16 protein-coding genes, 1 tRNA gene and 3 pseudogenes are annotated in these 18,614 nt (G+C 60.3%); 7 read left to right on the forward strand and 13 right to left on the reverse strand.

Going from position 1 to position 18,614, the window contains the following annotated elements:
- Positions 1-106: 106 nt before the first annotated feature.
- The 9 genes and pseudogenes from flgJ to flgB all read right to left on the reverse strand — a co-directional run bounded on the left by flgJ (position 107) and on the right by flgB (position 7,430).
- The gene (gene flgJ, locus QY76_RS14075) at positions 107-1,069 is read right to left on the reverse strand and encodes a flagellar assembly peptidoglycan hydrolase FlgJ (protein ID WP_012848092.1); all 963 of its coding nucleotides are present in this window, start codon (positions 1,067-1,069) and stop codon (positions 107-109) included.
- Positions 1,069-2,150: pseudogene (locus tag QY76_RS14080) on the reverse strand (flagellar basal body P-ring protein FlgI). The gene flgJ and the pseudogene QY76_RS14080 overlap by 1 nt, the downstream one beginning before the upstream one ends.
- A gap of 70 nt (positions 2,151-2,220) precedes the next feature.
- On the reverse strand, positions 2,221-2,907 hold the full coding sequence (flgH, locus tag QY76_RS14085) for a flagellar basal body L-ring protein FlgH (protein ID WP_012848090.1): 687 nt from the start codon (positions 2,905-2,907) through the stop codon (positions 2,221-2,223).
- Between the two features lie 100 nt (positions 2,908-3,007).
- Positions 3,008-3,790, reverse strand: coding sequence for a flagellar basal-body rod protein FlgG (gene flgG, locus QY76_RS14090; RefSeq protein WP_034164405.1), 783 nt, complete (start codon positions 3,788-3,790; stop codon positions 3,008-3,010).
- Between the two features lie 16 nt (positions 3,791-3,806).
- Positions 3,807-4,561: pseudogene (locus QY76_RS14095) on the reverse strand (flagellar basal body rod protein FlgF).
- 50 nt (positions 4,562-4,611) lie between these two features.
- A complete protein-coding gene (gene flgE, locus QY76_RS14100) occupies positions 4,612-5,844 on the reverse strand; it encodes a flagellar hook protein FlgE (protein WP_045424847.1) in 1,233 nt (410 codons plus the stop codon).
- Between the two features lie 51 nt (positions 5,845-5,895).
- On the reverse strand, positions 5,896-6,594 hold the full coding sequence (gene flgD / locus QY76_RS14105) for a flagellar hook assembly protein FlgD (protein ID WP_034164408.1): 699 nt from the start codon (positions 6,592-6,594) through the stop codon (positions 5,896-5,898).
- A gap of 14 nt (positions 6,595-6,608) precedes the next feature.
- Positions 6,609-7,013, reverse strand: coding sequence for a flagellar basal body rod protein FlgC (flgC, locus tag QY76_RS14110; protein ID WP_012848085.1), 405 nt, complete (start codon positions 7,011-7,013; stop codon positions 6,609-6,611).
- A gap of 3 nt (positions 7,014-7,016) precedes the next feature.
- Complete coding sequence (gene flgB / locus QY76_RS14115) at positions 7,017-7,430, reverse strand: flagellar basal body rod protein FlgB (RefSeq protein WP_012848084.1); 414 nt, start codon at positions 7,428-7,430, stop codon at positions 7,017-7,019.
- A 287-nt stretch (positions 7,431-7,717) separates the two neighbouring features.
- On the opposite strand from flgB, the gene flgA reads away from it, so the two are divergent.
- The 3 genes from flgA to QY76_RS14130 all read left to right on the forward strand — a co-directional run bounded on the left by flgA (position 7,718) and on the right by QY76_RS14130 (position 9,283).
- Entirely contained in the window at positions 7,718-8,392 is a 675-nt protein-coding gene (gene flgA, locus QY76_RS14120; protein ID WP_034164440.1) for a flagellar basal body P-ring formation chaperone FlgA, read from the forward strand.
- A 166-nt stretch (positions 8,393-8,558) separates the two neighbouring features.
- On the forward strand, positions 8,559-8,855 hold the full coding sequence (gene flgM, locus QY76_RS14125; RefSeq protein ID WP_034164409.1) for a flagellar biosynthesis anti-sigma factor FlgM: 297 nt from the start codon (positions 8,559-8,561) through the stop codon (positions 8,853-8,855).
- 5 nt (positions 8,856-8,860) lie between these two features.
- Complete coding sequence (locus tag QY76_RS14130) at positions 8,861-9,283, forward strand: flagella synthesis protein FlgN (protein ID WP_034164410.1); 423 nt, start codon at positions 8,861-8,863, stop codon at positions 9,281-9,283.
- A gap of 80 nt (positions 9,284-9,363) precedes the next feature.
- Here QY76_RS14130 and QY76_RS14135 read toward each other — a convergent pair whose 3' ends face one another.
- The 3 genes and pseudogenes from QY76_RS14135 to flhB all read right to left on the reverse strand — a co-directional run bounded on the left by QY76_RS14135 (position 9,364) and on the right by flhB (position 12,984).
- Positions 9,364-9,768, reverse strand: a complete 405-nt coding sequence (locus QY76_RS14135) for a flagellar protein FlhE (protein ID WP_034164411.1) — start codon at positions 9,766-9,768, stop codon at positions 9,364-9,366.
- A gap of 12 nt (positions 9,769-9,780) precedes the next feature.
- Positions 9,781-11,862 (reverse strand): flagellar biosynthesis protein FlhA, encoded by a 2,082-nt coding sequence (gene flhA, locus QY76_RS14140; RefSeq protein WP_034164412.1) that lies wholly within the window; start codon positions 11,860-11,862, stop codon positions 9,781-9,783.
- Positions 11,855-12,984 (reverse strand): annotated as a pseudogene (gene flhB / locus QY76_RS14145) (flagellar biosynthesis protein FlhB). Before flhB ends, flhA begins: the two are co-directional and overlap by 8 nt.
- A gap of 243 nt (positions 12,985-13,227) precedes the next feature.
- Between flhB and QY76_RS14150 the strand changes: the two are divergent.
- The 3 genes from QY76_RS14150 to QY76_RS14160 all read left to right on the forward strand — a co-directional run bounded on the left by QY76_RS14150 (position 13,228) and on the right by QY76_RS14160 (position 16,044).
- On the forward strand, positions 13,228-14,853 hold the full coding sequence (locus tag QY76_RS14150) for a phosphoethanolamine transferase (RefSeq protein ID WP_049648887.1): 1,626 nt from the start codon (positions 13,228-13,230) through the stop codon (positions 14,851-14,853).
- Positions 14,854-15,080: 227 nt separating this feature from the next.
- Positions 15,081-15,866, forward strand: a complete 786-nt coding sequence (gene mtfA / locus QY76_RS14155) for a DgsA anti-repressor MtfA (RefSeq protein WP_034164414.1) — start codon at positions 15,081-15,083, stop codon at positions 15,864-15,866.
- Between the two features lie 102 nt (positions 15,867-15,968).
- Positions 15,969-16,044: transfer RNA gene (locus QY76_RS14160), tRNA-Asn, on the forward strand.
- 117 nt (positions 16,045-16,161) lie between these two features.
- Here QY76_RS14160 and QY76_RS14165 read toward each other — a convergent pair.
- Positions 16,162-17,076 (reverse strand): LysR family transcriptional regulator, encoded by a 915-nt coding sequence (locus tag QY76_RS14165; protein ID WP_045424840.1) that lies wholly within the window; start codon positions 17,074-17,076, stop codon positions 16,162-16,164.
- A gap of 257 nt (positions 17,077-17,333) precedes the next feature.
- Between QY76_RS14165 and QY76_RS14170 the strand changes: the two genes are divergently transcribed.
- Positions 17,334-18,614 (forward strand): amino acid permease, encoded by a 1,281-nt coding sequence (locus QY76_RS14170; RefSeq protein ID WP_034164416.1) that lies wholly within the window; start codon positions 17,334-17,336, stop codon positions 18,612-18,614.

Genomic DNA, 18,614 nt, shown 5'->3' on the forward strand with positions numbered 1-18,614 from the left:
AAGCCCGCTGCCGGGAGATCTACGGGCTCTTACTGTTACTCTGTTTATCGGCCGGGCGGCTCAAAACTTAAATATTTTTCGCCGCCCGTCGCGGCGCTGCGGGGGACTAAAACAGATTCGCCAAATCGTGGGTATAGGCCTGCACCACCCGGTGGCCAGCCTGCTTGATCTGGCCGATCAGCTGCACCAGCTTGCTGGCGTAGTTCGGATCCGTGGCGTAGCCGGCGCGCTGCAAGGCATGCGCCGCCTGCTCCGGGGTATCGGCATTGACCACCGCCGCGTAGCGCGGGTTGTTGGTCAGCATGCCGATATAGTCATTGATCGCCTCAAAGTAGGAGCCGTAGACCCGGAAGCGGGCGCGGGTTTTCACCGCCACGCCGTTCTCATACTCGGTGGTGGTGACCTCGGTCGTCGGACCGTCCCAGTTTTTCCCGGCCTTAATACCGAACAGGTTATAGCTGCGCCCGCCGTGGGCCCCCGGGATCTCCCGCTGCCCCCAACCCGACTCCAGCGCGGCCTGCGCCATAATCAGCTGATGGGGGATCCCGCTCTGGCGGCTGGCCAGCTGGGCCGGCAGGCTCAGCTGGGAGACAAACTCACCGTTGCTGTTCGGCAGCGGCAGCGCCGCCCCACCGTGGGGGATGCGCGGCATCGCGCGACGCATCACCTGTTCCAGGGCATGAATCGGCATGCTGTTAATGGTTTCGCCATCCAGCGCCATCGGCGCCACCCCGACGCTATCGGGGATATGCGCCTGGGCCTGATGGGCGCCGCGCATCTGCTTATACAGCATATCCGCGATCCCCATCCCCTTACCGGCTGACATCTCCTGCGCTACCTGCTGATCGTAGAGCGAGGTGTACAGGCGGCTCTGTTCGCTGTCGAGGATCCCCTCCTGCGGCGTCGCCTGACGCATGCTTTTCAGCATCATCTGGACGAACATCCCCTCCATCTGGCGCGCGGTTTCCCGCAGCGCCTTATCGGAGCCGCCGGCCGCGCTGTATTTCAGCGAGTTGAGCGCCTGCGCATCATAGGCCGCGCTGCTAAACGCCAGGCTATCGTCGGCCATCAGATGATCTCCAGCTTGGCGCGCAGGCAGCCTGCGCTTTGCATCGCCTGCAGGATCGACATCAGATCGTTCGGCGTCGCGCCCAGCGCGTTCAGCGCGCGCACCACGCTGTTCAGGTTGGCGCCGGCCCGCACCTGATGCAGGGCACCGCCGCTCTGATTGACCGAGATCTGGGTATTCGGCGTCACCACCGTCTGCCCGCCGCCAAACGGCGTATTCGGCTGGCTGACGTTCAGCTGGCGATCGACGACCACTGACAGGTTGCCCTGCGCCACCGCGCACGAATCCAGTTCAACGTTGCGGTTCATCACCACCGAGCCGGTGCGTGAGTTGAGGATCACCTTGGCGTCGAAGGTGCCGACGTTCACCTCGATATTCTGAATGTTGGCCAGCGCGCGCACCTGATTGCTGCCCCCCTGCGGCACCAGCACCTGCACGGTACGGGCGTCCAGCGGCGTCGCGGCACCCAGGCCGTTGGCGCGGTTGATGGCATCGCTGATGTGCTGCGCCAGGGTGAAGTCTTCGTTATTCAGCTCCAGATTAATCACGTTGCTGTTGCCGAAGGTGGTCGGCACTGCGCGCTCAATGGTGGCACCGCCGCTGATACGGCCGCCGGACAGCTGGTTTACCTGTACGCTGCTGCCGCCCGCCGACGCGCCGGCGCCGCCGACCAGCACGTTGCCCTGCGCCAGCGCATAGACCTGATTATCCACGCCCTTCAGCGGCGTCATCAGCAGGGTGCCGCCGCGCAGGCTCTTGGCGTTACCCATCGAGGAGACCACCACGTCGATGGTCTGGCCCGGACGGGAGAACGGCGGCAGGTTGGCCGTCACCATCACCGCCGCCACGTTTTTCAGCTGCATGTTGGTTCCGGGGGAACGGTGATCCCCAGCTGGGACAGCATGTTGTTCAGACTCTGCGTGGTAAACGGCGTCTGCATGGTCTGATCGCCGGTGCCGTCCAGTCCCACCACCAGGCCATAGCCGATCAGGGCGTTGTTACGTACGCCCTGGATGGAGGTGAGATCGCGGATACGCTCGGCCTGCGCCCCCTGGCTCAGCAGCCCCAGCGCCAGCAGCATGCCGGTCAGCCAGGCGCCGGCGCGACGCCAGCGGGTGTCTAGTCCAAAATTACCCATAGCCAAATACCTATCAATAGGGGGAGAGATTGAGGAAGAAGCGCTGCATCCAGCCCATATTCTGCGCTTCATTGATATAGCCGCTGCCCACATATTCGATGCGTGCGTCCGCCACCTGCGTGGAGGGCACGGAATTATTGCCGCTGATGGTGCGCGGATTGACGACGCCGGAGAAGCGGATATATTCGGTGCCCTGGTTGATGGCGATCTGTTTCTCACCGACCACCTTCAGGTTCCCGTTGGACAGCACATCGTCCACGGTGACGGTAATGGTGCCGCTAAAGGTGTTGTTGGCGTTGGCGCCCCCTTTACCGTTGAACTGGTTATCACCGTTGGCCTCCATGTTGGCACGCGCGTTGCCGAACAGCCCTTCCAGGTAGCGGGGCACGGTGGCGAAGTCGAACTTCGACGTCCCGTTACGGCTGGCGTTGGCCGACGAACTCTTGCTGGCGCTGACGTTTTCCTGCAGCACGATGGTCAGGATATCGCCGATATTACGCGGGCGGCGATCCTCAAACAGCGGCTGATAGCCATAGTTCATCGGCTGGACGCCCTGGAAAATGGAGCCGTTGGGGCGCGGCGGAGTCGCCGGCGCCGGCGTGGCAGTCGTCGGCCCGGTCACCACCCGATCGTGGGGAATGTAGGCACATCCCGACAGCGCCAGCGCGCATAACAGCGCCACTCCCGAATGTTTTTGCATCGTTTTTCTGCCTTTTCTGCCATTACCGTCGATGTACGGTACCCCGGGGGTACCGGCGCGACAGGCCCGGCGCATACCTGCGTCCGGGCCTGTCACCTGATTACAGCTGCGTCAGACGCTGCAGCATCTGATCAGAGGTACTGATCGCCTTGCTGTTGATTTCATAGGCGCGCTGAGTCTGGATCATGTTGACCAGCTCTTCGGCCACATTCACGTTGGAGGTCTCCACATACCCCTGGTACAGCAGACCGGCGCCGTTCAGGCCCGGGGTGCTCTCCGTCGGTGCACCGGAGCTTTCGGTCTCCTGGTACAGGTTCTCCCCCACGCTCTCCAGACCGGCGTCGTTGATAAAGGTACTCAGGGTCAGCTGGCCGACCTGCTGCGCCGCCGCCTGCCCCTGCAGGGTGACGCTGACGATTCCGTCACGACCGATGGTCATGCTGGTCGCGTTGGCCGGAACGGTGATGGCCGGCGTTACCTGAAAACCGCTAGCGGTCACCAGCTGGCCGTTCTGATCCACCTGGAACGAACCGTCGCGGGTATAGGCCTGGCTGCCGTCCGGCAGGGTCACCTGAAAGAAACCCTGACCCTTGATCGCCACGTCCTTGCTGTTGTTGGTCTGCGACAGGTTGCCCTGGCTGTGCAGACGCTCTGTGGCGACCGGGCGCACGCCGGTCCCCAGCTGCAGGCCGGACGGCAGGGTGGTCTGCTCCGACGATTGGGCGCCCGGCTGACGCAGGGTTTGGTACAGCAGGTCCTCAAACACCGCACGCTGACGCTTAAACCCATTGGTGCTGACGTTGGCCAGGTTGTTGGCGATCACGTCCATGTTGGTCTGCTGGGCTTCCAGCCCGGTTTTAGCGATGTATAGTGATCGGATCATGATTACTCCTGCGCTGTTAGCTCAGCGATAACAGCTGATTGGCTTTCTGTTCGTTGTCATCCACGCTGCGGATGACTTTCATCTGCATCTCAAAACGGCGGGCGTTGGTGATCATGTTCACCATCGCCTCGACCGGCTGTACGTTGCTGCCCTCCAGCACCCCCGGCATCACCTTCACCGTCGGGTCCAGCGGCAGCTGGGCGCCGCGCTTCTGCTCGGCCTCCGGCGTCAGGTGAAACACCCCGTCATCGCCGTGTACCACCTCTTGGGCGCTGGCCTTGACCAGCTTCAGACGGCCGACCTGGGTGGTGGCATTGGGCTGGTCGCCCGCCCCAGCGCGGTGATGGTACCGTCGGCGGCGATGGTCAGCTGCGCACGATCGGGAATGGCGATCGGGCCGTTGTCGCCCATCACCAGGTGCCCCTGCGAGGTCAGCATCCCCTGCGGGTTAATCTGCAGGTTGCCGTTACGGGTATAGGCCTCGGTGCCATCGGGCATCTGTACCGCCAGCCAGCCATCCTGCTGCAGCGCCACGTCCAGCGGGCGCTCGGTATAGTCCAGCTTGCCCATGCTCAGGTCGTGCATCGGCGTCGATGCGGTTACCAGCGTACGGGTCTCCACCGACTCACCGTCGACCGGCACGGCGCGCAGCGCCGCCAGCTGGGCACGAAATCCCGGCGTGGTGGAGTTGGCCATATTGTTGGCCGCGATGGCCTGCTGGTTCAGGGTCTGACTGGCAGCCCCCATCGCGGTATAAATCGCATGATCCATTTAACTCGCCTCGCTATGCCGCCCGCAGAACGGGCGGCTGTCATCCAAAATTAACGCAGGTTGACCAGGGTCTGCAGGATCTGATCCTGCGTCTTGATGGTCTGGGCGTTGGACTGGTAGTTACGCTGGGCGACGATCATATCGACCAGCTGCTTGCTCAGGTCGACGTTAGAGGCCTCTACCGCCCCGCTGGTCAGCGAGCCGAGGCCGCTGGTGCCGGAGGTGCCGACGATCGGCTGGCCAGACTTGGCGCTTTCGCTCCACACGTTGTTGCCTTCGGAGACCAGTCCCTCCGGCGCGGCGAAGTTGGCCATCACGATCTGCCCCAGCAGCTGTTTCTGCTGGTTGGTATAGCTGCCGGTGATGGTGCCATCGTCGTTGATCTGGTAACCGGTCAGCTCGCCAGCCTTGTAGCCATCCTGCGTCTTGGAGGTCACGCCGTCCTTGCCGGTGTTCTGCTGGCGGGTACTGGTAAAGTCCAGTTTGAAGGTCTGCGCCGGGGCGCCGTTGCTGGCGGCCATATTCAGGGTCAGCGGCGCGGTTCCCTTCGCCAGCTCACCGTTGCTGTCAAAGGTCAGATTCCCGGCGTCCTGCGGCTTCCCGGCCGGATCGGCGCTGTCGATGGAGTAGACCTTCCAGGTGGTGGTGATCGGCGCCGTCGTCGTTGACGCCCCTTTGACAAAGTACAGATTCATATTGTGGACGTTGCCCAGCGAATCGTAGGTGGTCATCGAGGTGGCGTAGGTGTAGCTGTCGACCTTGCTGGGATCGAAGGCGACGGCTGGATCGACGGCCTTGTTCGCCGAGTTCAGGTTCAGCACCATGGTGCCCTGGGTGCTGGCCTTGGCCGGCATCAGCCCGGTCGGGATCTGGATCGGTACCGGATCGGCGCCCTGCTGGATGGTCGGCGGCGTCCCCGCTGCCGGATAGCCGGTCAGGTACATGCCCTGGGCGTTGGTCAGGAAGCCTTTGGCATCCTTGGAAAACTGCCCGTTACGGGTGTAATAGACGCTGCCGTTGGGATCCTGCATACGGAAGAAGCCCTGACCGCTGATGGCCACGTCCAGCCCACGGTTAGTGGTGGTGGTGGTCCCGTCTTTAAAATCCTGGTTAACGCTGGCGACCGTTACCCCCAGACCCACCTTGGAGCCGGCGAACATGTCGGCAAAGGTGACGGAGCCTGATTTAAAGCCCACGGTCTGCGAGTTGGCAATGTTGTTGCCGATAACGTCCAGCTGGCTGGAAGCGGCGTTCATGCCGCTGATTGCCTGAGAAAATCCCATTTTAAAATCCTGTATCTAGAGTTCGGATAAAGGCCGGCACCCCGGCCGCCATTATAAGATCTGGCGTACGTCGGCCAGTGTGGCTGTTCCGGCCAGTCCCAGCTCCAGCAACGCACCTTTGTTGCTTTGGGTTACCCCATTGACCATGGCAAAATGCAGCGGCTGTACCACCGCCTGCTGGCCCTGATTGGTGGCGCTGACGCTAAAGTTATACGCGCCGTCGGGCACCTCTACGCCGTCATCGCCCTTACCGTCCCAGGTGTAGCTGAACACCCCGGCGTTATGGCTACCCATATCGATCTGCTTGACCACTTTCCCGGTATTGTCGCTGATGGTCACCACCACGCTCTGGGCGCCGCTCTCCAGCTCAAAGCCAAAGGGGGTGGTGCTGACCTTCTCACCGCCCTCCCCTTTGCCGGTCAAAATGGTTTTCCCCGGGATCATGACGCCGTGGCCGATCAGGCTGGAGGCCTGGATCGACTGATTGCTGTTGATCTGCCCGGAGATGCTGCCCAAGGTGGTATTCAGTTTTTCAATACCGCTGACGGTGCTGATCTGCGCCAGCTGAGTGGTCAGCTCGTTGTTCTGCAGCGGGTTGGTCGGATCCTGGTTGCGCAGCTGCGCCACCAACAGGGTCAGGAAGCTGTTCTGTAGGTCCTGACCGTTATCCGCCACCAGCCCGCTTTTGCTGCTGGCATTGACCGGTGAGCTGGTATCTACCGGATCGTTAAGCGATACCGAAATGGCCATCACGCCTCCCGCGATTATTGTCCAAGGGTTAAGGTTTTCATCATCAGTGACTTGGTGGTGTTCAGCACCTCAACGTTGGCCTGATAGCTACGTGAGGCGGCGATCGAGTTCACCATCTCACCCACCACATCCACGTTGGGCATGCGCACATAGCCTTTGGCATCCGCCAGCGGGTTGCCCGGCTGGTACACCAGACGATCCGGCGCCGGATCGTCGACCACCTGAGAAACCTGTACGCCGCCGATCTCTTCGCCGGCGCCCGGCTTAACCTGAAACACCACCTGCTTGGCGCGGTAGGGTTCGCCGTCGGGGCCGGTGACGCTATCGGCGTTGGCCAGGTTACTGGCCGCCACGTTCATACGCTTGGACTGCGCGGTCAGCGCCGAGCCGGAAATATCAAAAATGGATAAAAGAGACATGGATTACCCCTGTTGCAGCACGGACATCATGCTTTTGATCTGGCCGCTGAGTACGGTGAGGTCGGTCTGGTAACGCAGGCTGTTGTCGGCAAACTGCGTACGTTCGCGATCCATATCGACGGTGTTGCCATCCAATGACGGCTGATCCGGTACGCGGAACAGCAAATCCAGCGACGGCGGCTGCAGCGTCTGCGCCGGAATATGGCGCGATGAGGTGAGTGAAAGCGCAATGCCGCTGCCGTCAGGGCGCCCCTGTTCAAGGACCCGCGACAGCTGCGAGGCAAAGTCAATGTCCCGGGCCTGGTAGCCGGGGGTATCCGCGTTGGCGATGTTCGCCGCAAGGATTTCCTGACGCTGCGCACGCAGGTTCAGGGCCTCCTGTTGGAAACGAAACGCGGCATCCAGTTTATCGAGCATACCGTCTCCGCTATCGGTTAGCTGGGATGGCGGAAAAGCTCCCCCCACCCTGTGTCAATGACAATTTGGAGTGCATAGGATAGGACCGGTGCGGTAAAGCCGATGGCGGGAATAAGGCGTAAATGGCGCGCTATTTATCGCCTTTACTTTTGCGCTGCGCGGGTAAACTAGGGCGCGTCTCGACACTGTCCGCGACGCCGATGCGCCGCCCCGAGACAGAGTACAGCCGCATTCGGCGGACGCAGGCCATCGCCTGTCGACGCCCGTTTATTGACCGGGAGAACACCATGCTGCGATCCACGTTGGGCCGGATGGCCCCCCTTACCGCCGCGCTGTGGCTGGCGACACCTGCCTGTCAGGCGGCGACGCCGCTCCAGGAGGCGGTGCAGGGCTATTTTCAGCAGCAGTTTCCCGGCGGTGACTACCAGGTCAAGGTCAATATTCTGTCGGCATCCGATCAGTGGCCCAGCTGCCTGCAGCCGCGGGTCAGCCAGCTATCATCGCCCCGCCGCTGGGGTCGTCTTAGCGTGCTGGTACAGTGTCCACAGGAGAAACGCTACCTGCAAACCGAGGTTCAGGTAACGGGCAGCTATCCGGTCGCCCTTCACGCGCTATCGCGCGGGCAAAACCTGACGCCGGCGCAGCTGCGTCTGACCCGGGGTCGACTCGACAGCCTGCCTCCCGGTACAATTCTGGATATTGCGCGACTGTCCGGCGCCACCATGCTACGCAGCATCGGCGCCGGGCAGCCAATCGCCGCCACCATGCTGCGGCGCACCTGGGTGATCCGCGCCGGACAACAGGTGCAGATCCTGGCGCAGGGCGATGGCTTCAACGTCAGCAGCGAGGGGCGCGCGATGAACAACGCCGCGCTGGCCGATGTGGTGCGGGCGCGTACCGCCTCCGGCCAGGTGATCAGCGGCAAGGCCAGCGGCCCGGGCACCCTGACGCTGGCTCTCTAGTCCGCCGCACGCGCGCGGGAGCCGGCCAGATTCAGCGATTGGCGAAATTATCGGTACATTTTTCTAAAGTTATTGATTAATTTGCCGATGGTATAGCTAAAGAAGAGAAAGACCGTATAACCACCCGCAACGCCAGGTGGACAGGTCAACCAGAGAGACCATAACGATGAGCATAGATCGTACCTCCGCACTGAGTGCCATCAGCCACCTTCAGGCCCGGGAGCCACAGGATGCGGCGCAGCAGACCCGCAAGATCGCGGCCAGCCAAGAGAGCGTTGTCGGTACCCAGGTCAAGCTGAGCGATGCACAGGCACGCCTGATGCAGCCCAACAGCCGCGACATCAACACCACCCGTGTTGAGGCGCTGAAGCAGGCTATTCGCAGCGGTGAACTGAAGATGGATACCGGCAAAATCGCCGATGCCTTACTGCAGGATACGTTCGCCTATTTAAAGGATAAGTAATCTCCATGGCAGACACACTCGTTCACCTGCAGCAGATGGTTGAAAACCTGCAGGCCCTCAACGCCACCCTGGCCCAGGAGCAACAGCTGCTGTGCGCCGGACAGGTAGACGCGGTGCGTCTACAGACGGTGACGCTGGAAAAAGAGAATCTGCTGGCCGATCTGCGTCACCTCGATCAACGCCGCCGCGACGATGCGGCCCAGCCGCCCTACGCCGATCCGCAGCAGGCCGCGCTATGGCAAACGATCCTGACGCTGACCCGCCAACTGCATGATATGAATCAGCACAACGGTGATCTGCTCAACCGCCATTTATCCCATAATCAACAGGCGCTGGGTACGCTGAAGAGCCGTCACGGTCAAACCCTGTATGGCCCCGATGGACAGACCCAGAGCGGCCTGCTCAACGCCCGAAAACTGCGTGTTTAACGCTGGCCCTTTTGGCCAACGCCAGGCTGTGCCCGTTGGGGCACAGAGCGCCCGCTGTCGGCGCACTCTCAATAATAAAATTAATGATAATTAACGATAACCTGCTGACTGACGACGTTGATCGGCGGGTAAATCGTTCCCTTCCCCGCCACCCACATCACCAGTCGCAGCGGCACGGCGGCGCTTTCCCCGTTTAATCCGGCAGAACGACCGGACAGGCCATCCAGCGCCATACAGCGCCGCGCGCTGCACAGCTGTAGATTCAGCCCGTCCGGCGCCGGGCTCAGCAGGGTTATCTGCCACACCACGTCATCGATCGCCGCCGCCGCCGGCACGCTCCCCGCCGGCGGCGCCAGCGGGGGCTGGTTACTGGCCATCCCCTTCTGACTCAGGATCCGGCCATTACCGTCCGCAGACCAGCTGCCGTCGCCGGCCTGCGCCGCCCACGGCGCCAGCAGGATAGCCAGGCAGAGTAATCGCTTCATTTATTACGCTCCTTACTCCACGCCGCCGATCGTCGAGGTCATGCGGATCTGGCGGTTGTCGCTGATCTCCAGGTTGGATAGCACCACCAGCTGCGGCAGCGAACGGTGCAGGAAGCGCGCCAGCAGCGGCCGCAGAGCATGATTCACCAGCAGCACCGGCGGTGCGCCGAGCAACTCCTGGCGCTGCAGCGCCTGACGGGCCTGATCCAGCAGGCGATCCGCCAGCCCCGGCTCCAGCCCGCCACCGCCCTGCAGAGCCTGCAGCAGCAGGCGCTCCAGCGGCGTATCCAGCCCAATCACCTGAATCTCCCCCTCGCCCGGGAACCACTGCTGGCTGATGGCCCGTCCCAGGGCCACGCGCACCAGCGCGGTCAGCTCATAGGGATCTTTCTGTATCGGCGCGTGTTCGGCCAGGGTTTCAATAATGGTGCGCATATCGCGGATCGAGACCTTCTCGGCCAGCAGGTTCTGCAGCACCTTGTGCAGGATCGTCAGCGACACGACGCCGGGGATAAAGTCTTCCGTCAGCTTCGGCATCTCCTGGGAGACCCGATCCATCAGCTGCTGCGCCTCCTGGCGACCAAACAGATCGCTGGCGTGCTGGCTGATGATATGGTTCAGATGGGTCGCCACCACGGTGCTGGCCTCGACCACGGTATAGCCCTGGATCTGTGCCTGTTCACGCAGCGCGCTGTCGATCCAGATCGCCGGCAGACCGAAGGCCGGATCGGTGGTGACCTGCCCCTCCAAGGTTCCGGCGGCGCTGCCGGGGTTGATCGCCAGCCAGCGTCCCGGGTGCGCCTCACCGCGCCCGGCCTCGATCCCCTTCAGCAGGATGCGGTAGCCGGAGGGCTGCAGCTCTAGGTTATCGCGAATATGGACCACCGGCGGCAGAAAGCCCATGGTCTGGGCGAACTTCTTGCGAATACTGCGGATACGCCCGAGCAGCTCGCCATTTTGCTGGAAATCCACCAGCGGAATCAGGCGGTAGCCCACCTCCAGACCCAGCGGATCCTCCAGCTGCACATCCTCCCAGCTGGCCTCCATCACCGGCTGGCTCTCCTGCAGCGGCATCTGCTCCTGCTGAGCCTCGGCCTTCGCCGCCCGCTTGCTCATCCACCAGGCGGTGCCCAGCAGCGCAGCGGTGAACAGCAGAAATACCAGGTTCGGCATCCCGGGCACCAGGCCTAACAGTCCGAGCACCGCGCCGCTCAAGATCAGCACCCGCGGGTTATTGAACAGCTGGGTCACCATCTGTTCGCCCACGTCCTGATCGGTGCTGACGCGGGTCACGATCACGCCCGCCGCGGTCGAGATCACCAGCGCCGGGATCTGGGCAACCAGACCGTCACCGATGGTCAGCAGGGTATAGGTTTCCGCCGCCTGGCTAACCGGCATGCCGTGCTGGATAACGCCGATCAGCAGGCCACCGATGACGTTCAGCGCCATGATCATCAGGCCGGCGATGGCATCGCCGCGCACAAACTTACTGGCGCCGTCCATCGAACCATAGAAGTCAGCCTCTTGGGTGACCTCAGAGCGGCGCTTCTTGGCCTCCTCTTCGCCGATCAGCCCGGCGTTGAGATCGGCGTCGATAGCCATCTGTTTGCCCGGCATCCCGTCCAGCACAAAGCGTGCGCCGACCTCGGCGATACGCCCGGCCCCCTTGGTGATAACCATAAAGTTGATCAGCACCAGGATAATAAACACGACGATGCCGATGGCGAAGTTGCCGCCCACCAAAAAGTGGCCGAACGCTTCGATCACCTGCCCCGCCGCAGCCCCGCCGGTATAGCCGTTCATCAGGATCACGCGGGTCGAAGCGACGTTGAGCGAAAGGCGCAGCAGCGTCGAAAACAGCAGGATGGTCGGGAAAGCCGCAAACTCCAGCGTCTTCTGGGTGAACATGGCCACCAACAGCACCATGATCGACAGGGCGATGTTAAAGGTGAACAGTAAATCCAGCACGAAGGGCGGCAACGGCAGCACCATCATGGAGAGGATCATCAAAATAAGGATAGGCCCGGCCAAAACCTGCCATTGAGAGTCTTTCATATTGCCGGGGAGGCGCAGTAGCGCGGCCAGATTAGCCATCTATCGGTGTTCCTTCTTCGGAGTCAGTAACGCCAAAATCCAGTGCGGGCGGCACCGGTAAGTTTGCGGGTTTTTTCGGGGCCTGCCCCCCTCGAGCCGCCAGCGCTTGAGTTGGTATACCCAGGCCAGCACCTCGGCCACGGCGGCGTACAGGGTAGCGGGAATGGCCTGGCCAATTTCGCTGTGACGGTAAAGCGCACGCGCCAGCGGCGGCGCCTCTAGCTGGGGAATGCGGTGCTCCGCGCCCTTGGCCAATACCTTAGGCGCACTCATCTTGTTTTCCTGGTACTGCAGCGCCACGGCGTAGTGGGTCGGGTTGGTCACGATCACATCGGCTCTGGGGACATCGCTCATCATGCGACGGCGCGCCGCGGCGCGCTGCTGCTGGCGGATCCGCCCCTTAACGTGCGGGTCCCCTTCCTGTTCCTTGAACTCATCCTTAATCTCCTGCTTGGTCATTCGCAGCTTGCTCAGGTTGCTCCACACCTGATAAAACACGTCAAACCCCACCATCGGCAGCAGGCCCAGCACCACCAGCAGACCGCACACGCCCACCAGATGTAGGGCATCGCCCATCGCATCCAGCGTGGGCTCAGTGATCAGGCGCAGCATCCGCGGCCAGTAGTGCAGCAGAAACCATCCGCATACCCAGCCGACCAGCGTGGCCTTCAGGATCCCCTTCAGCAGCTCGGCCAACACCTGGCTGGAGAACATGCGCTTAAACCCGCTCAGCGGGTTTAAGCGATTCAAGTCGCATTTGATGGAGCTGGGACTGAACAAAAAGCCACCGATCAGCATCGGCGCACACCAGCCGACCAGCATCAGGCCGAGCAACACCGGCATCAGCGCCGCGACCGCCTGCTGCAGCAGCATGCCCAGCTGGATCAGCATCTGGCGATCGTTACTCAACAGTAGGTGATCGAAGTGCAGCCCCTGGGCTATCATCACCGCCAGCGCCCGCGCCAGATACTCGCCGCCCAGCAGCAGGATAGCCAGCCCCGTCGCCAGCATCAGTATCGAGGTCAGCTCACGCGAACGCGGGATCTGCCCCTTCTCCCGGGCCTTTTCTATTCGGTGGGGTGTGGGGTCTTCGGTTTTTTCCAGATCGCTCTCTTCTGACACGGCGTCCCCGACTGCAATACCTAAAATTACGCAGTGCATAGCATGCCAGAGTAAAAATGAAGCGATGGCGCGAATAGGCGCCGTGAAGCAGGTTTTATTGGCCGATCGCCCGGCGGGGCGCCTCCCTCGGCGGCTGGTCGCACAAAAACGACCGGCTTAAGGCTATTTTAAGTTTCTCTGCTTAGCCTTAGGCCATTTTTGAATTTGCCCCGCGGGGCTATTGCCAGACGCCTGGAGTCCGCTTTGTCGCATAAAGGTCTTTCCGCCAGCTTTCTGACGGTCATACTGCTATTGGCCGGTTATTTTACGCTGATACTCAATATCCCCATCCTGCTGCATTTTTACCGTATCCTGCACGCGCTGGGGGAGTATCGCCTTGGCTTCGCCCTGTCGATCCCGGTGGTGCTGTTCGCGGCGTTAACCTGCGTGTTTATGCCGTTCAGCTTCCGCCCGATCCTGAAGCCCTTTTTTATTCTGCTGCTGGTGATCACCGCGCTGGCCAGCTATGCCCAGTACAAGTATCAGGTGATTTTCGACCGCTCGATGATCGAAAACATCTTTGAAACCAACAGCGCCGAGGCGGGCTCCTACCTGAATATCTATGTTATCGCCTGGGTGCTGCTCGCCGGGGTGTTGCCCGCCCTGCTGCTGCTGCGCACCCGCATCATCTATGGCCATAACGTCCTGCTGCGGCTGGGAATCCGGCTGCTGGCGATGCTGATCTCACTGCTGATCATCGCGCTGGTCGCCTGTCTGTACTACCAGGATTACGCCTCCGTCGGACGCAACAACCGCAGCCTGAACCTGGAGATCCAGCCCGCCAGCTACCTGTACAGCACCGGGCAATATATCAACCGCCGCTATCTCACGACGCCAATGCCGTTTCGTAAGGTGGGGGAAGACGCGAAGCTGGTTGAGCCGGCGGGTGAGAAACCGACGCTGGTGTTCGTGATCCTGGGCGAAACCGCCCGGGCCCAAAACCAGTCTCTGGGCGGCTACCCGCGGGAAACCAACCCCTACAGCGCCAAACAACCCGGGCTTATCTACTTCCGCAATGTCACCTCTTGCGGCACGGCGACCGCGATTTCGGTCCCCTGCATGTTCTCCAACCTGACGCGTGAGCACTATGATGGCAACATCGCGCGCAACAGCGACAGCGTAATCGATGTGCTGCACCGGGCCGGCGTCACCACCTTCTGGCGCGATAACGACGAGGGATGCAAAGGCGCATGCGATCGCACGCCGAACGAACTGGTGTCGACCAAGGCCGATAATCCGCTGTGCAACGGCAAGACTTGCTATGACGAAGTCATGTTGAATAACCTGCAGCAAAAAATCCCGGACGACGGCAAAAGCAAGCTGCTGGTGTTCCACCTGATCGGCAGCCACGGCCCGACCTACTACCTGCGCTACCCCGCGCGCTTCCGCGTCTTTATGTCCGACTGCGAGCGCAGCGATATTGAAAATTGCACCCAGCAGCAGCTGGTCAACACCTATGACAATACCCTGGTGTATACCGACTACGTGGTGAATCAGTTTATTGAGCGGCTGAAAACCTACGAGAAGCAGTACAACGTAGCCCTGTACTATGTCTCTGACCACGGCGAGTCACTGGGTGAGAAAGGGCTGTATCTGCACGGCACCCCTTATCAGTTTGCCCCGGCAGAACAGACCCATGTCCCGATGTCGCTGTGGCTATCGGACGGCTATGCCAAGGCCAATCGCATCAATCTGCAGTGTCTGCAGGAGGCCGCCCGTGACGGCAGCTTCTCCCATGACAATCTCTTCCCAACCCTGCTTTCTATGATGCATGTCACTACCAGCGCGGCAAATCCACAGTTGGATATCCTGCAACGCTGCCGTAACTGATCGCCGCGCCGCCCCGTCCATCGGGGCGGCGTTATCCCCACAGCGCGATACATATCACAATCCTCTCAGAACAACCTTTTTAATATCAACAAGTCACGCATAATATCACTAACGTGAATGGCCCGCCGACCTCTGGGCAGCGGACCATGCGCGCCCCGGCAACCGTCGGCTATCCCGGTACACTGGAGCGGCCCCCGCAGCCCGCAAAGAGAGGAACGTAACCCGTCATGATTAAGTGGCCCTGGCGCACACAGCGCCCTGCCCAGCAGGACAGTTATCCCTGGCCGGAGGCCTGCGCTATCCCGCTGCTGGCGGCGCTGAGCGACGACGAGCAGCGGCGGCTCATCGCCCTGGCACGGCAGGTGATCCGCCAGAAGCGCCTGGTCCCGCTGCAGGAGCTTCGGGTCACCCCGCTGATGGAGGCGCGCATCGCCCTGTTGTTTGCCCTGCCGGTGCTAGAGCTGGGCATCGAGTGGCTCGATGGCTTTCACGAAATCCTGCTGTATCCAGAACCCTACGCTCTGCACGAAGAGTGGGAGGACGACATCGGCCTGGTGCACTGCGGCCCCTCGGTACAGGCCGGCCAGTGCAGCGTCCAGGGGCCGATCGTGCTCAACTGGCTGGATGTGCGCGACTCCTTCGATCGCTCCGGCTATAACCTGGTGATCCATGAGACCGCGCACAAGCTGGATATGCGCAGCGCCGGGATCGCCAACGGGATCCCTCCGATCCCGCTGCGGGAGATCGCTGCCTGGGAACAGGCGCTGCACGCCGCCATGGAGGCCATTCAGGAAGAGGCCGACCTGCTCGGCGAGGCGGGCGCCAGCCTGGACGCCTACGCCGCCAGCGAGCCGGCGGAGTGCTTCGCCGTCCTCTCCGAATACTTCTTCAGCGCGCCGGAGCTGCTGGCAGAGCGCTTCCCTGCGGTCTACCGCCGCTTTGTCGGCTTTTACCGTCAGGACCCGCTGCAGCGCCTGCGCCAAAGCGGCCTACTGGCGCCCCCGGCCCCCTGAACCCCCGCATTCGGCGATAAAAACACCGCTTGAAACGCCCGCCCGGGGTTAGCTGTTGACAGGCCCCGACGGGATCGCTATGATGCGCCCCGTTGTCACGATTCCTCTGTAGTTCAGTCGGTAGAACGGCGGACTGTTAATCCGTATGTCACTGGTTCGAGTCCAGTCAGAGGAGCCAGATTCCTGAAAAGCCCGCCTTGCGCGGGCTTTTCGTTTTTTCGCTGTTAGCGTATGCAACGGCGCGCATCACGCCATTCCCCCCTGCACCATAGCCCCCCATCCCCACCGGGCCCCCCTATTCTCCAGTGCCCTCGTGATAGACCGGTAGCGTCGCCTTAAGATGTGCGATAAAGGAGCGGGTTAATGGGTTCACCACCCGGGACGTCTTTTCGATGGCGTACAGGTAGTGAAAAATCCCGGCATGATAATCCGGCAACAGATGCACCAGCTCACCGCGCGCGATGTAAGCCTCTGCCAGATAGTCGGGCAGGCAGGAGACGCCATTGTGATTCAGCAAGACCTTGAGCAGAGTCAGGCTAGAGTTGGAGGTCAGACGCGAGTCCACCGCGATCATCTGCTGCCCATCGCGACCGCAGAAGACCCACTTATCCTGATAGCTCATCACCGGATTGGTAAGACAACGGTGGTGAGAAAGATCCGCCGGCTGAGTGATCGCCGGCTTGCCCTGCAAGTAGTGTGGGGAACAACAGTAGATCCCATTCACCTTGCCCAACAGAAAGGCGTTCGCGCGCTCCCACTGTCGCTGAGTGATCCTGAGCACCATATCAAAATTTCTTTCCGCCAGATTAATCAACTCATCGTTGAGATCGACATGGATCCTGACGCGCGGGAACTGGCGTTGATAGGCGCTGATCGCATCAGGCAAACAGGTCGAACCATAGGCCACCGAGCAGGAGATACGCAGTACCCCCTCTGGCTCCGTCTCACTATGCAGTTGAGTAAAGAGATCCTGGCAGGCATCGAGCAACATAATCGCCCGGTTAAAGACCGCCGCGCCCTGCTCCGTCAGGAACAGGCGACGCGTACTACGCTTAATTAACAGCACGCCCAATTGCTGCTCTAAGGTTGCCAGGCTTTTGCTCACCGCCGAACGAGATAGCCCCAACTCTCGCGCCGCCTTACTCAGGCTCCCCATCTCGATGATACGCACAAAGACACTGAGTTGATGCAGAGTATACGCATTAAGCATTAATGTTCCCTCTTTTATCAAGAGAACGGAATGGAATTGATTAAATTAATACTATATGGAGAAACGAATAAATAACAGGACTACTTCCCACCGGGTAATCCACTAGCATTCGACAATGAATTCATTATATTTCACCAATAGTAAACTTTATTCTCACAGGATCACAGTTTATGATTTTACCAGTAGGCGGCAAACAAATAGTGAGGTTATAAGTGGCGAGCTGCCCACTCATCTCCCACTAATATAATGGTAAAATTATGGATAATAGCCATGATATTTCACAAGCTGCGATTAAAGGTAAAATCCCATTCACCAGTTATGATGTGGGCTGGGTCATTCTGTGTATCGGCATGGCCATCGGCGCCGGAATTATTTTTCTACCGATTCAGATTGGATTAAAAGGGATCTGGGTCTTTACCCTATCGGTATTATTCGCCTACCCCGCCCTGTATATGATGCAATCGCTTTATCTAAAGACGCTATCTCAAAGCCCAGAATGTAAAGATTACTCCGGGGTGATCACCTACTATCTGGGGAAAAACTGGGGGTTCTTCCTCGGCATTACCTATTTCATCATGTTACTGATCGGCATGCTGACCTACTCACTCTCTGCCACCTTCGACAGCGCCTCCTACCTGCAAACCTTCGGCCTAACCCAGGATCCCCTGTCGGATCGCTGGTGGTATGGGCTGCTGATCCTAGCCTTCCTGGTCGGCATCGCTGCCCAGGGCGAGCGACTCATCTTCAAGGTGTCTGGGCCGATGGTGTTAATGAAGCTGGGTGTGGTCGTGCTGCTCGGAGTGGTGGTGATCCCCCACTGGAACTTCAGCTATATCGGCAATATTCCGCCCCTGGGTGAGCTGCTCGTCGGTACGATTCTGACTCTTCCCTTCACCCTATTCTCCATCCTGTTCGTCCAGATCCTCAGCCCGATGAACGTCGCCTTCCGTAAGGTCGAGGCCGATCCGATTATCGCTACCTACCGTGCGCAGCGAGCCAGTCGTATCGCCTATGCCATCCTGGTCTGCGCCGTTCTGTTCTTCGCCTTCTCCTTTACCCTATCGTTAAGCCATGATCAGGCGGTCGAGGCGGCGCAGCATAATATTTCGGCGATGGCCATTGTCGCCAAGGTAATCCCCGGCAATATCATTAAGATAATGTCGATAGCATTAAATATTTCCGCCATCGCTACCGCCTTCTTTGGTAACTATCTCGGTTTTCAGGAGGCCATGACTGGCATTGTCGTAAATATTCTCTCACGTTTTATCGATGAGCAATCCATCAATGAGAAACTCGTCAGCCGAGGGATTACCCTCTCTATTATTATTTTATTATGGGGTTGGGTACTGACACATTTCCCTATTCTCTTATTATCTCAGATAGCAGCCCCTGTTGCCGGCATTGTCTCGTGTATTATCCCCTGTTATCTGGTGTTTAAAGTCACCGCATTAAAGAAATACTACTCTTGGCGAGTCATCTTTATCTCGGCGATAGGTGTACTGCTTTGTCTATCGCCTTTCTTTAAATTCTTCGAGTAA

This window comes from Edwardsiella sp. EA181011 (genome assembly GCF_000800725.1).
Classification (GTDB): domain Bacteria; phylum Pseudomonadota; class Gammaproteobacteria; order Enterobacterales; family Enterobacteriaceae; genus Edwardsiella; species Edwardsiella anguillarum.

Bases quoted from the DNA above. Each gene is read 5' to 3' on its own strand.
- flgG (WP_034164405.1), bottom strand. From the start codon at position 3,790: ATGATCCGATCACTATACATCGCTAAAACCGGGCTGGAAGCCCAGCAG.
- mtfA (WP_034164414.1), top strand. From the start codon at position 15,081: ATGATTAAGTGGCCCTGGCGCACACAGCGCCCTGCCCAGCAGGACAGT.
- flgD (WP_034164408.1), bottom strand. From the start codon at position 6,594: ATGGCCATTTCGGTATCGCTTAACGATCCGGTAGATACCAGCTCACCG.
- QY76_RS14130 (WP_034164410.1), top strand. From the start codon at position 8,861: ATGGCAGACACACTCGTTCACCTGCAGCAGATGGTTGAAAACCTGCAG.
- flgM (WP_034164409.1), top strand. From the start codon at position 8,559: ATGAGCATAGATCGTACCTCCGCACTGAGTGCCATCAGCCACCTTCAG.
- flgA (WP_034164440.1), top strand. From the start codon at position 7,718: ATGCTGCGATCCACGTTGGGCCGGATGGCCCCCCTTACCGCCGCGCTG.
- QY76_RS14170 (WP_034164416.1), top strand. From the start codon at position 17,334: ATGGATAATAGCCATGATATTTCACAAGCTGCGATTAAAGGTAAAATC.
- flgH (WP_012848090.1), bottom strand. From the start codon at position 2,907: ATGCAAAAACATTCGGGAGTGGCGCTGTTATGCGCGCTGGCGCTGTCG.
- QY76_RS14165 (WP_045424840.1), bottom strand. From the start codon at position 17,076: ATGCTTAATGCGTATACTCTGCATCAACTCAGTGTCTTTGTGCGTATC.
- flgE (WP_045424847.1), bottom strand. From the start codon at position 5,844: ATGGGATTTTCTCAGGCAATCAGCGGCATGAACGCCGCTTCCAGCCAG.
- flgJ (WP_012848092.1), bottom strand. From the start codon at position 1,069: ATGGCCGACGATAGCCTGGCGTTTAGCAGCGCGGCCTATGATGCGCAG.
- flgC (WP_012848085.1), bottom strand. From the start codon at position 7,013: ATGTCTCTTTTATCCATTTTTGATATTTCCGGCTCGGCGCTGACCGCG.
- flhA (WP_034164412.1), bottom strand. From the start codon at position 11,862: ATGGCTAATCTGGCCGCGCTACTGCGCCTCCCCGGCAATATGAAAGAC.
- flgB (WP_012848084.1), bottom strand. From the start codon at position 7,430: ATGCTCGATAAACTGGATGCCGCGTTTCGTTTCCAACAGGAGGCCCTG.
- QY76_RS14135 (WP_034164411.1), bottom strand. From the start codon at position 9,768: ATGAAGCGATTACTCTGCCTGGCTATCCTGCTGGCGCCGTGGGCGGCG.